The 13,554-nt window shown below is 34.1% G+C and carries 9 protein-coding genes; 2 read left to right on the top strand and 7 right to left on the bottom strand.

Annotated elements, in window-relative coordinates; translation table 11 throughout:
• Positions 1 to 285: 285 nt before the first annotated feature.
• The 6 genes from ACNQGN_RS10375 to ACNQGN_RS10350 all read right to left on the bottom strand — a co-directional run bounded on the left by ACNQGN_RS10375 (position 286) and on the right by ACNQGN_RS10350 (position 7,524).
• A complete protein-coding gene (locus tag ACNQGN_RS10375) occupies positions 286 to 1,128 on the bottom strand; it encodes a hypothetical protein (RefSeq protein WP_417987759.1) in 843 nt (280 codons plus the stop codon).
• A 24-nt stretch (positions 1,129 to 1,152) separates the two neighbouring features.
• Positions 1,153 to 3,468, bottom strand: a complete 2,316-nt coding sequence (locus tag ACNQGN_RS10370; RefSeq protein ID WP_417987758.1) for a choice-of-anchor L domain-containing protein — start codon at positions 3,466 to 3,468, stop codon at positions 1,153 to 1,155.
• Positions 3,469 to 3,483: 15 nt separating this feature from the next.
• Positions 3,484 to 4,320: an ABC transporter permease gene (locus ACNQGN_RS10365; protein ID WP_417987757.1), complete on the bottom strand. Its 837-nt coding sequence runs from the start codon at positions 4,318 to 4,320 to the stop codon at positions 3,484 to 3,486.
• Between the two features lie 4 nt (positions 4,321 to 4,324).
• The gene (locus ACNQGN_RS10360) at positions 4,325 to 5,239 is read right to left on the bottom strand and encodes an ABC transporter ATP-binding protein (protein ID WP_417987756.1); all 915 of its coding nucleotides are present in this window, start codon (positions 5,237 to 5,239) and stop codon (positions 4,325 to 4,327) included.
• A gap of 64 nt (positions 5,240 to 5,303) precedes the next feature.
• Positions 5,304 to 5,705, bottom strand: coding sequence for a response regulator (locus ACNQGN_RS10355; RefSeq protein ID WP_417987755.1), 402 nt, complete (start codon positions 5,703 to 5,705; stop codon positions 5,304 to 5,306).
• On the bottom strand, positions 5,695 to 7,524 hold the full coding sequence (locus ACNQGN_RS10350; protein ID WP_417987754.1) for a sensor histidine kinase: 1,830 nt from the start codon (positions 7,522 to 7,524) through the stop codon (positions 5,695 to 5,697). Before ACNQGN_RS10350 ends, ACNQGN_RS10355 begins: the two co-directional genes overlap by 11 nt.
• A gap of 337 nt (positions 7,525 to 7,861) precedes the next feature.
• Between ACNQGN_RS10350 and ACNQGN_RS10345 the strand changes: the two genes are divergently transcribed.
• Both ACNQGN_RS10345 and ACNQGN_RS10340 read left to right on the top strand, forming a co-directional pair.
• Entirely contained in the window at positions 7,862 to 8,926 is a 1,065-nt protein-coding gene (locus ACNQGN_RS10345) for a hypothetical protein (protein ID WP_417987753.1), read from the top strand.
• 34 nt (positions 8,927 to 8,960) lie between these two features.
• Positions 8,961 to 9,836: a hypothetical protein gene (locus tag ACNQGN_RS10340; protein WP_417987752.1), complete on the top strand. Its 876-nt coding sequence runs from the start codon at positions 8,961 to 8,963 to the stop codon at positions 9,834 to 9,836.
• Here the strand turns inward: ACNQGN_RS10340 and ACNQGN_RS10335 are convergent.
• Positions 9,819 to 13,553: a metallophosphoesterase gene (locus ACNQGN_RS10335; RefSeq protein WP_417987751.1), complete on the bottom strand. Its 3,735-nt coding sequence runs from the start codon at positions 13,551 to 13,553 to the stop codon at positions 9,819 to 9,821. The two genes, ACNQGN_RS10340 and ACNQGN_RS10335, sit on opposite strands and share 18 nt — an antisense overlap.
• Between the last annotated feature and the right edge of the window lies 1 nt (position 13,554).

Genomic DNA, 13,554 nt, shown 5'->3' with positions numbered 1-13,554 from the left:
CTACGGTATTTTGGACACCATATCAAATGATAGGCTATATTGTATGTAGCACTTCTGCTTTTCCTCCATCGCTTTTCCATTAAACAAATATATAAAAAAAGTATTTAATTGTCACTTGCATATCTAAAATGATTAGAAGTATCTGCATTTTCAATTCATCCCCCGTCTAAAGACCCAAGTGTATGGGGGCTTTCTTGAAAAGTTATCGTAAGTTCGGTGACAGAACCATTTACAAAAATGTGTGTCAGGTCTGTGTTTGCAATCAATAAAACACGTTCTAATTCATCACTTCCAAGTCCTTTTACAAAGATATATTCTTTTCCCGTTTTTTCTGTTGGAACAATTTTGATCAAAACCAAGATCTCTCCCAATCGGATTTCCTTCCGCATTTACAATTGTACTGTTACTTCCTCCAAAGGATCCCGAATTGACAACCACAGGTTTATCTGATTCAACTAACGCACCAATCATATTGGAGCTGTTAGAAATAGTGTTGCTGTAATTTTCTAAAGCTAAAACATAACTTTCATTTTTTCCTAAAGTAATAGTTATAGGTCCAGTTATAATAGTTCCATTTGATAATACAGATCCTATTGGAATATTTGAAATAGTGACTTTAGTGTTGTTCTCTGTTGATAGTATCGAAGCAAAATTTAAAAGATTTGGATCATAAGTCGGATTAAGCATCGCACCTAATCTAAATTCTTTTCCTAGGGCACTGTTGCCTTTTGACACAAGCCCTCCAGCATGATTAAAGGAATTGTTTTGAGAAGAAAATCCTGCATTAACCCTGACGCTTACGTAAATTAAATCTTCGGCTTCAACTATATATCCTTTATTTGTTATGATTCCAATGCTAGTTTTTGGAGTGAATAACTGCGTATTTTCGCCCTGACCTATAGCATAAATATAGGGAGAAGTATTGTTGACCACAGCAGTTATGGTAGCACCTCCGTTTTCTATAATTTTGAAATTAACATCGGTGTTACTTGGTGTAGAAATATACAAATAATGATCATTTGCCAAATTTGTTGCACAGGTTAGCGGTGGGATATAGTGGGTTTTACTAAACTGAGAAAAACAATTTATAGAAAAAAGAGTAAAGAATAAAAGTATTTTTTTTTTCATTTTATAAAAACAGGAAATTAAGCTTTATCTTTTTAATGAAAAATGTCCTTTCATTATTCTTCCATCTTCAAGAATTAGGGTAAACCAATAGTCATCGGAAGGTAAAGAATATCCGTTAAGAATTCCATTCCAGCCCGAATCGGTTGAACTGCTTTCTTTTAATAATTTGCCATAGCGATCAAAAATTGATAGTGTGGATGCTGGTAACAACTCAAGGTTTTTAATTTCCCAAAGATCATTATATCCATCCCCGTTTGGTGTGAAATAACGAGGATAGTCGAGAACATAAATTTTGAATGGAATGGATAGGCCGCAACCATTTTTATCTCGGATATAAGCCAAATACTCTCCTGGAGCTACTGCGTTGAAAAGGGGGGCGTCCTGAAAAAATGAACCATCAAGGGAAAATTCATAATTGCCAACTCCTGTATATGCTATCAAAACTGAATTTCGGTTTCCATCAAAATCATTTATAGTTGCTCCGGTAACAGTTGCAATTCCAGATGCGGAGACATCAAAAGTTTTAGTAGCAGTGCAACCATTAGTATTAGTAACCGTTACAGAATAATTACCAGAAGAGTTAACCGTAATTGTATTTGTTGTTGCTCCGGTATTCCATAAATATCCAGAAAAACCAGTATTAACAACTAGGTTAATGGAGCTGCCGTTGCATAAAATAGCGCTCTCTTCTTGAAAATTTGGCGGATTAAAGCTTTGCACTATAAGTGTTTCAGGGGTAATCGCATAGCAATCAGCACCATTTACAATTCTGGCATAAATAATTTGTTGGTTGGCAATAGTGTTATTAAAAATAGTTGGTAAAGGATTTTTTTGAGCAATAGCATCGGCGGAATTTAAATAGTATTCAACCACTAATCCGGCAGGCAGGCCACTAAGAACTTGTGGTGTGACTTGTGCATCTAAATCAAAATGATACAAACCATCCGGAACTGTATCGCCGTCACAAGTTGTAATTGGAGTTTGAGCAGCCATACTATTATTGGAGATCTGAAGTTGTACTTCTGCATAATTTGCACAACCGTAAGAATTTGTAGTACTGGCAAAGACAATTTGGTTAGCTGTCCTGTTTTGATAATTTGGTGCATTCGCAATTGGATTGATCTGGGCTTTTGCGTCCGCTAAAGATTCATAATATACAATGTTGCTTAAACCTGAAGCATTATTTTTTACCAAAGCATCAACTTGGGTTAAATCAAAAACACTAATTCCATCACTATTATCATCACATTGCGAAAGTGTTGTGTCATTTAAAATGATTTTTGGAACATATTCTACTTTTATTTCGTCAGTGGTCATACAAGTTGCAGGAGTCAAAGTAATTTCAACTTTATAATTGCCTGTATCCGTAACTATAAGCGATGGACTTGTTTCTCCTATTATTTCAATTGAATCTTTAAACCATTTGTAGCTATAACTTGCTGGTAATTTAGTGTCAATAATATAGCTTTCGCCAAAACAAATAGGATTATTGGTTGTTAATAGTCTGTCTGGTCCCAAATCTATTTTTGGAGAAAAACTACCTGCCTTGAGAAAAACTGCTGAGTCATAATACTGAAAAGTATCATCAGCAATTACTAATTTTATATGATAGGTTGTTCCGGCGATAACATTTGTTTGGGCATTCATTACAACAGTTTGGGCACTATAGTTAGTAGGACTGGTAGCAGAACTGTAGGCTCCAAAATAGTTTTCGTTTTTTGGAGGACAACCGCCGCCTACTCCAAATGGTGGAATTAAAGGATGGATATTTAGGGAGGAAACAGGGGTTGTTGTACCAGGAATTACCGCTAAATTTTGATAATTGGCTATGCTTCCCTTTTCTTTTATTAAAAATGAAAATCCATCAGAAAACCGACATGGAAAATCGTCCTGATATTCATTAGAAGCAAATATATAGTCAAAACTTATGAAATTAGTTAGCGGTGTGAAATCGAATTCTAAGATGGTAGCATTTATTGTTTTAAAGCCTAATTCAGCCTCTAAATCAGAATCACCCAACCACGAAGTGTCACCTCCACCTTGATTTCTTACAAAGGGGCCTACTGAATTTTGGCTGCTCCAAGTACTTAAAACTACTCCTTCGGTAAAAGGAAAACTACCCCCTTGATTATTAAAATAACCGTAACTGTTTTTTCCGGCAGTAAATAAATCTCCTGTCGCAATGGGGTTCAAAATAGTAGCACAAGAACTGTTTACTAAAATATTTTCAACAAGTTGTTGTGCTGTATAGGAGTCGTTTACTGAAATAGCTTGCGCTGTTGCACTAAAGGTAGAGCAACAAATGAAGATATAAAATAAGATTGTTTTTATACATTTCATAGCTCCGTAAAGATACTACAAATCTCTATTTTTTAATAAGCGGTAGGATAAGAATGTAAAAATGAAAGTCCAGCATAAAACGATTAGAACCGTTGAAAAATGTACACCATAATCTTTGCTGTTTTCCATTCCAATTTGTGTCCCAATAGATTTGATAATTGATAGTCGGGTGAATGGTTCCACAATTAAATTAGACATGGATTCTAATGGAAAAAATTGTGTAATGTAGGATGCATTATTGCTGTCCGGGAATATTTTAAAAGTTAGAATTCCTTTAGCCATTCCTTCAATAATATTCCAAACTAAAAGAAATCCAAGTGCAAATGCTGAGCGTTTAACTAATATTCCTAAAAATAGACAGAATGAGAAAAATCCGACTAGTTTTACGAAATAAGCCAATACGTATTCTAGATCTGAGAAAATAATACCAATTTCGGTATAAGAAGAAAAACTGTAACCGAGAAGCAATGACATTACAAATACAAAAACAGTTGATACTCCAGCAAATAAAATGATTGTGAGAAATTTAGAAAGAATAAATTCTTTTTTACTCATTCCGTCAATCAAATTTTGTTTTAATGTACCGTAACTATACTCGTTAGCCATCATTGATACGATAACAATCGCTAAAAATAATTTTAAAATTGCCGCAATGTAGGTGTTGAAATGCCATATGAACGGGAAGTTAAAAATGCCCATTTCGGCAAGATGAAGCTTGAAAATCCCAAGGTCAAATTTGATTGAGGCAATTAATGCAATAAAGGTTAACAGAATAAAATAAGTAAAAGTCAAAACGCTACTGGCTTTGTTTTTCCATATTTTTTGTAATTCTATTGAGAGAAGTCGTTTCATTATTTTAGTTTTTGATAGTTGATTTTGTAGCATTTGTTAATTCTAAAAATTGCTCTTCCAGGCTATTTTTGCGTTTAACCAAATGACTTAATACAATGTTTTTTTCAAAAAGATACTGATTCAACTCTTTTGCATCCCAGTCATGTTTTAAATAAACCAAAACTTTTCCGGCTTCATTCACAACACTTTTGACAGCAGGATGCTTTTTTAATACCAATATCAAATTTTCAATGTCATCTGCCTGCACCTCAAAGAATCCGTCATTTGAGGACATACCACCAACTAAACCGGAATATAAAATTTCGCCTTTTCTTAGAACCAGTGCATGTGTACATACTTTTTCTACTTCGTCCAAGAGATGAGAGGCGAGTAAAATAGTGGTCCCTTTTGCTGCTATTTGTTTGATTATATCTCGAATTTGATGAATCCCTTGCGGATCTAAACCGTTGGTAGGTTCGTCAAGAATAAGAATTTCCGGGTCATTCAGTAGGGCAGAAGCTATTGCTAATCGCTGTTTCATTCCAAGAGAAAACGTACTGAATTTGCTGTTTTGACGGTCTATTAGACCAACTAATTCCAGCTTTTCATTTACTTTGGCATAGTTAATTGCTTTGATTTTGCAAACCAATTCTAAATTCTCCTTTGCCGTCATGTAGGGATAGAAATTAGGTCTTTCGATAATGGCTCCCACTTTTTTTAGGGCTTCGTGAGTTTGCATTGAACCGCCAAACCAGCTGTATTCTCCTGAGGTTTTATTTACCACATTCAAAACAATCCCTAATGTTGTCGATTTTCCACTGCCGTTGGGACCGAGAATCCCATAAACATTGCCTTTGTATATTTCAAATGAAACGTCTTTCAAGGCTTGCACCGTGCCGTAACGTTTGTAGAGGTTTTTAATAGAGAGTATAATTTCCAAAGCGTTCGTTTTTAATTTTTATATAGGACGAACAAGGTAGGGATTTGTTACTATTAAATGGGAATTAGTTTATTTTGCCAATTAAGATGCAGAGCGCATTTAATTTTTCAGTAGTAATAGGCTTCATAATATAGTCTTTTATTGTATCGTGTTGTTTTGCCATTTCAATATCAATAGGGTCGATTGAAGAAGTGATAATGAAAATGGAAATTTCTTTTTTTATAGGTAGCAGAATAAATTCATCTAAAAACTGCCATCCATCCATGATGGGCATATTTAAATCAAGTAAAATTGCGTCTGGCAAATCGTCAGTTTCCGTGCAATTCTGCTTTAATTTATCTAATGCAGTTTGCGCGTTATAGAATGGATGAACATCCTCGCAAAAATTATTTTTAGACATAAGAATAGTCATCAATTTTACAGACATCTTATCGTCATCAATAATATACGTTAATTTATTTTTCATTTAGATACACTTTAAAAATGGAGCCTGAACCAACTTTGCTTTCTACCTCAATTTTTCCATCCATTGCCTCCAGTTGGTTTTTTGTTATAAATAAGCCAATTCCTTTCGCATCTTCGTTGCCATGAAACGTTTTATACATGCCGAAAATCTTGTGGCCATTTTTCTTTAAATTTAATCCTAAACCGTTATCCCTGAATGTTATTATGGTGTAGTTTTCATTGATTTCATAACCAATTTCTAAAATAGCCTTACGTTCAGGTGATTTGTATTTTATGGCATTTGTAAATAGATTAAGTAAGATACTATCTAAGTAAGCTGGGATTGCATTGACTGTTAGTTCTTTGGGGATTGTATGAGTTATGGTTATCTGACTTTCTTTGATTGCCAGACTTAATGCCTTTTTTGTTTTTTCGATTTCGTCCTTTAAACAAATCTGAGTCTTTTCAATATTTGTTTTCTGCTGAATCGTTATGATTTCATTTAAATATTCAATTGTTTCTGATAATTTTTCAATTCCTTCTTTAAATAATTCAAAATAAGAAAGCTTCTCGGTAATATTTTCGGTATGCTCAATTACATCTACAACCATTGCTAAATTGCTGGTGTGTGAACGAATATTATGAGAAACAATATGTGCAAAGTTATAAAGCTTGTTGTTTTGCTGACTGGTGACTTCTAATATGTGCTTAAGTTCAATCTCCTTTTCGATTCTAAGTGTAACATCCCGGCCGACACCAACAAAATTTATAAAATTGTTTTGACTGTCAAAAACGGTGGTAATATTCAGTTCAAACCAGTATTTTTCTTTTTTCTTATTGTAATTCAGAATAATGATTTTTATACTTTCTTTATCCCGAATTGCATCTCGCATTATTGCTGTAACTTGTGAATCTGTTTCAGGGCCCTTGGATAAATATCCCGGCTTTTGCCCTATCACTTCATTCATAGTTAATCCTGTCAGATCTAAATAAGCCTGGTTTGCCCATATTGCTTCTCCATTTGGATTCGCAATTACAATAGTGTCTGTAGTTTCTGAAGCTGCAAGAGATAACAATTTCAGTTTTTGTTCAATATTTTTTCGCTCACTGATATCTCGTATGAAACATACCAGGTAAGTAATTTGGTTGACCTGAAATTTTTTACCTGAAGCTATTTCCACAGCGATTGACTCCCCTGATTTACATTTTATAAAGGTTTCATTTACAACATAATCATCCTTTGTTAAATTATAAGCTAGAAAAATTCGGACTTGTTTTCTATATTCTATAGGGAATAACTCAGAATTGTGTACCCCTCTTAATTCAGGATATTTGTATCCGGTCAGGGATGTAGTTCTGGAGTTGCAATCTGTTATGATTCCATTAGAAGTATTAATGATAATAATCGCATCATTAGCACTGGAGAAAATGGAAGAGAGTTTTTCAACGTTTAATTGAAGTTCGTTGATTAAATTTTGCTCTTTTGTTATGTCCTGAAAAGTACCCAATAATCGAGTTGCTTTTCCGTCTATTGATTCGACTTGACAAATACATTCTATATGTTTGATATTGTTTTTCGCAGTGGTGATTTGAAATTTGTCTTCAAAAGAAATTTTTTCATTCACAGCTTTTTCAAATAAGAATTTTATTCTAGCTTTATTTTCGCCTTCGATATAGGTATTAATTCCATTTCCATAGGTAGGAATAAAATCTTGAGGTACTTCAAAAATCTCTTTTGACACTGAGTCCCAATAGATTTGATTGGCTAACAAATCCAATTTCCACACACCAATCTTTGCCGATTGTGCAGCTTTTAAATACAGCTCAGGCTTATTTATCATAGTAGGTATTAGTTTAATCTATTGAGGGGGTGTCAAATATAAATTAAATATATCTGGGTTGGGCTCTTTTTAACAAAAAATGACATTGCGTTTTAGAATTAGCAGACCTTGTTTTTATAATGTTCTAAAATTTAAAGGGTTATGTTTTAGTGCTTAAAAACGGATCCAATTATTCAATATGTTTTTTGGCAGGTGCGATTGTCCGGTTCGTAAAAATAGTTACTTTATAATACCGGGATGCTGCTAAAACCCAACATTTTGGAGGAGGTAAAGAAGTTCAGTATTATGCTGTTTTTGAATTCTAATTTGTTGTAATTTTGCACTAAATAGATTTCCAATGAGTGAGCCAATAATGCTTTTTAAAAAACCGACTTACCCAATAAACAATTCACTCTTGGATTATTTGGAGCGATTTGACCGAATATCTAAGGTGCCTATTTTTTATGATGACTTATTGCGATTTGCTGGTTCGGTACATGTATACGATAAAACCGATCAGGATACGTTATGGATTCGGGTATATTATAATGAATTTGAACGTAAAGAAATCGATTTGACTTTAATGAAAATCTATTCTCTTCTGCATTCCGATGGTAATCTTGGAATTATTAAATTTTTGAATGTAGATTCGATAGACTATTGCACTTTTGGAAATTCGAAACCATTTCGAATAAAAGTCCGAAACATTTTAAATGACAATTATACGCATTTCTATATCAAGAAGGCGGATGCTTCCCGTGTTTATGGATTAGAACTGGAACACATACTGTCACCGGATAAAATAAATTTTTTAGTATATAAAGACACTTTAATTGAAGAACATATCATGGGGATTGCCGGAGATGTGTTTATAAAAACGCTATTGGCTGATTGTACCGAAACTGAGAAATCGCAAATTGCAAAAGAATTTGTTAAGTTTAATGAGCGTTGTATGATTCGATTATTAGGAGATATGCGTTCGTATAATTATGTAATTGTTCCCATTCACGATTTTGATCAGGTAGTTTATAGAATCCGTGCGATTGATTTTGACCAGCAATGCTTCGAAGGAAATTTTAAAGTCTATCGCCCCCAATTTTTCAAGGAGAATTATCCGATGGTGAAATTAGTTAAAGAAAAACTTCAAAGCAGTTCGATAGAACAGTATAAAGATGAAGAGCGTGCAGTTTTAGCCAAAAGAATCCATTCCGCCGAGAACCGGATCAAGAGATTGTTACAAATTATGGGTTCTGATACTATTTCTACAGATGAACATTTGAATCAGCTGAAATTAGAATTGTACAGTTATACCAATGATCTAAATTTCAAAAAAGCTAAATCTATGGGAAATGTTATGAGTGCAGCCTTTGAATTTATAACCAGAAATTTCAAAAACACCAATTTATTCAATACCGGATTTTAGTCCCTAATTAACCTGTCATTACACTGCTTTGAGTATGAAAAAATGTATTTTACTATTAGTCGTATTTGTTTTATTTGCCTGTCAGCAAAATTCAGATTCATTATCAATGACTTATTCGTTACCTAAAAAGTTAAAGGAAGTTTCGGGGATTATTTATTCTTCACAAGATAATTTGTTGTGGATGTTAGAAGACAGCGGTAATTCGAATGTCATTTACGGGCTCAATACGGAAGGTGAAATAGAAAAAAATATTACAATCGAAGATACGCAAAACATAGATTGGGAAGATATTACAAAAGACAAAGAAGGAAATCTTTACATCGGTGATTTTGGTAACAATGACAATGAAAGAAAAGATTTGTGCATTTATAAAATAGACAAAAAAACATTGAATACAGAAAGTGCCATTCCAGCTTATAAAATCTCATTTGCATATCCGGAGCAAAAAGATTTTCCGCCAAAGAAAACACAAATGTTCTACGATGTGGAAGGTTTTTTTGAGATTAAAAATAATTTCTATCTCGTTACAAAAAACCGAAGTAAGGGATTCGATGGTACTGCATTTGTATATAAAATTCCAAATACACCTGGTTTTCACCAGGCAGTTTTAGTGGGTGAGTTTGAAACCTGTGATAATTACAATCATTGTGTAATCACAAGTGTTACCATAAGCCCTGATGCGTCTAAAGTTGCCGTTTTGACCCATGATAAAATTTTCTTATTTGAGAATTTTACAACGACTAATTTTTTAGATGGAACAAAAACGGCACTCGAATTAAATCATTTTTCCCAAAAAGAAGCTATTTCTTTTATCGATAATGACAGGCTTTTTATTGCCGATGAAAAAACTAAAAGTATAGGAGGGAACGTTTATGAGGTCAGTATCAAAAAACTAAAATCCAAATCCTAAGCCAAAAGCAATTCGGGCTTCCTCATTTGCGGCTTTAAAATAGGTGATTCTGGCCGTAAGTGCATTGAGTCCGTTGATCCATAATCCGCCACCAAAGGATTGGTGCCATTTATCCGAATCCTCTCCTTTTTGCCAAACTCTTCCATAGTCAAAACCGGCTAAGATTCCGTAAGACATCGGTATAATACTTCTTTTTATTTTTCCTAAGTTCCATCGTAAATCACTGCTCTGATAGAAGGATTGATTTCCTAAAAAGCGTTCATTTCTGAAGCCTCTCAAATCATAGTCACCCCCCAAAGTAGCGCCTTGATAAAAATCAAAATTGTCGTTCAATAGTATTTTTGCTTTCAAAATTGTAGCCAAAACGAATTTTCCGTTAGCATCAATTTTGTGATTAAAATTGAGTTTGCTTTCTAATGTCGGGAAATTTCTTTTGGTATCTTCCAAATTCATTTTCCAGCTTCCCGCAACAGAAAATCCCATTCCCATGGAAGGAAATGATGGAATGTCATAATTCTCAAAACTGTATTTTACTGTTGCTCCCGCAAATTGTTGGTTTTGAAAAACAGCAGGGTTTATATTTCCCGGTATGTCTACAAAGCGATTGCTGGTTTCTTCAACCATAATTCTTTCAAAACTGGTTTGAAACCGTATTTCGCTTCCGTGTTTTCCTACTTTTTTGATAGATGGCAAAACTTTCAGCATTCGGATGCGCACTCGATTGAAATCCATTCCGAAAGTTTCATCATTATTTACCGTCTCGTTTCCATATCCAAAATAATTAATGGTGAAATTTGGACTCGTGAATTGGCTTTCTAAATCCAAATCCCATTTGCCAAATAATTTTGGAAAATGAGCATCGTAAATCAGTTCATATCCATTGGTAGCAAAAAAATAATTGGTTTTTAAAATGTGTCTTTGCGTGTATGGATTTTGTTTGAAATCATTAACAATATATCCCGTTACAATACCAAACTTTACGCCATCATCAGGATTAAAGCCTATATTTGGAAGCGCTGAAAATGAATTGTATTTAGGTTTTTCGTAATCATAAAAACTGGTTTTATAGTCATCTGATAACAAAACTTTGCTTTTGGAATCTAAAGTATAAGTATTAGATTTTGACTTAAAATCATGGATTTTTATTTTTTTTCCATTTTCAACCGAATAAATATCGTTGTTTTGTCCTCCGATCAATCGGATGTTAATTCTTGATTTTGATGTTCCTTTTACTTCAAAAACATCGTCATCATCTAATCCATAAATCCATATTTTTTTTGTTTTTCCAACAATAAAATTTTTGGTGTAAAGCAATTCTTCACCTTCATTTTTTAATCGATATACTTCGATTTCAAGGTTTTTTTTCGTTTTTTGTTGGATGACAAATTTGTCTTTTTTATCTGTTCCAACAATTAAAACCGTTTTTTGTAATTCGTTGTAATATGCTGTTGCATAACGCTGCAGTTGTTTTTTTCTAACTTTTAATTTGCGTTTTATGTCGCTGATTGTTCCATCCTGAACAGCTGTAGGCAAATTGTTAAAGGCACCGTCGATATCCGAATCCGACAGGTTTTCCTGAATGTATTTTGCCTGTTTTATCCATTCATTCTGATCTGCAGTTTTTATAAAAGCAAGATCTAGCGGGTAAGGCTCACGGTTAAGCCATTTCACATTTTTAATTTTGTCTTTGAAAGATTGCATGTGGCGCAATTGTGCTTTTTTCATCAACACAAAAAACAAAGCCCCATCGTATTTGGTAAATGCCTGATCTCTGTCGCGTGGAATAGGTTTGTAAATAATTTTTCCATCTACTTTATATTCTCCCCAACGCCACTGATCCTGATGTCTGTCCCAATCTCCAATCAGCATGTCAAATAACCGGGCTTTGATGTAGGCGCTTTCATCAACTGAATATTTTTCATCTTTGTGGAGGTTTTTCATTAAATCTTCTGTACTGATAATCGCTGTTGGATAACCAAAGCTTTTGATGCCTATCTGGCTGTCTGTAGGACGTTCTTCAACCATGTACAACTCATTGCCAAAATTGACATTAAAATCTTTTAAAGCCTTATGCTTAGGAATATAATACAATACTGGATTGGTATGGGCTACGCCGATTTTCCCGGCTAAATTACCCACTGCTAATGGAGCGTAAGGATGAGCGGTAGTGTAAAAATCAGACAAGAGCTCTTCAGCGTACGTATCTTCAAATTCGTTTAGGATAAACTGGTCTTTGAAAGCCACCGACTGCAGAAAACGTGTTGCACTTTTTTTCAAGGCACGCATTACATATTCCTTCCCATTTTTGTCGAAGAGTTGCAAGGATTTAGACTGATGCCCACCTCCGGCACGTTTGGGTCTTAACCCTCCAAAAAGGGTGTCAATAGTTGTTGTTTTTACTGCTATTGGTAAACTGTAATATTTTCGATAGTGCTTTCCAAAGAAGAATTTATAAAAGATGCTTTTTTTGGTTTGTTTCTTTGAATATATAGAGGCAATAGTTGTCTTTGGAAATGAAGTTGGGAAGTTTTTAGTGCTGAAATCGTCTTTTTGATCAAGTATGAATCGTTCAAAAATCAGTTTTTCCTGGTTTTTTTCTTTTGCGTAATACGTTACTTTTGCCGCTCCGTTTTCATAAAATGATAGTTTTGCGTAACCATTTCCTCCATAAGAGAAATCATTAGGAAAAACGGCTTTCGCAGCTTCTGATTTTGAACCCGCACCACTTACTATTTGCTTTATGTTGTCTTTTTCAATGTACTGCAAATTATGATCATGCCCAGAAACTACAATGACATTGTCCTGGCTCTGTAATAGTGTTTTTATTCGTTTTATAAAAAGTGTATACTGTTTGTTTTGAATATCCTGCGGGCTTATTCCAGCTGTTTTTCGCACTAGATTAATAGCAGTGCCTACTACAGGAAGCGGAATCTTTTGTTCTAATGGGAATAATTGTTTTTCTAAAGAAAACTGGCCACCATGCGTTCCATTGCTCATTAAGGGATGATGGAGCGCCAGAATTACGGTTTTTTCCTGATTTTTGTTTAAAAGACTTTCTAACTCATTAAAAAAAGCTTCTCTTGATTTTATGGTACAATCATCGTTTATGGTGGGGCTTTTATCCCAGTCTTCCAGAAACCATTGACTGTCGATAGTAATCATGGTTAGGTTTTTATTGATTTCTATATCATCAATTCCACAACCTTTTCTTGGTAAAAATGATTTTTTATCATTTAAATATTCTGTTACAAACTTAGCTTGGCGTTCTAAACCCTTTATTCCGCTGTACCAGTCATGATTTCCCGGAATGAAAATCGTTTGACCCTTGAAGTTCTTGGATAGCTTTAGTTGGTTTGTTAATTTGGTTTCAGCAATAATTCGCTCTCCTGCATTATCAGTATTAGGCAATCCTTTCGGATAAATATTGTCGCCAAGAAATAAAAGAGTGGCGTTTTTAGTTGCTTTTTCTAACTGATGTTCCAGTAAACCAATGGTTTGCTGTGCGTTGTTTTCATTTGCATTCCCTGCGTCACCAATTAAATACAAAGTATGAGCAATTTTTGAGCTATCAGTTGCGTTTTGTGTTACGGGAGTTTTAATGTTTTTGCCAAATTGTGCGTGACGTGTGGCACACGACTGAAAAATAAATCCCGTCGCAAATAATATAAAAACAACTTTATTTGAAGTTATAAAACAATTATCCCGAAACAATTTCATA

Source organism: Flavobacterium rhamnosi (genome assembly GCF_048286515.1).
In the GTDB taxonomy this organism is placed as follows: domain Bacteria; phylum Bacteroidota; class Bacteroidia; order Flavobacteriales; family Flavobacteriaceae; genus Flavobacterium.
Note: the sequence above shows the minus strand (reverse complement) of the source record. Positions and strands in the feature narration are given on the sequence as shown.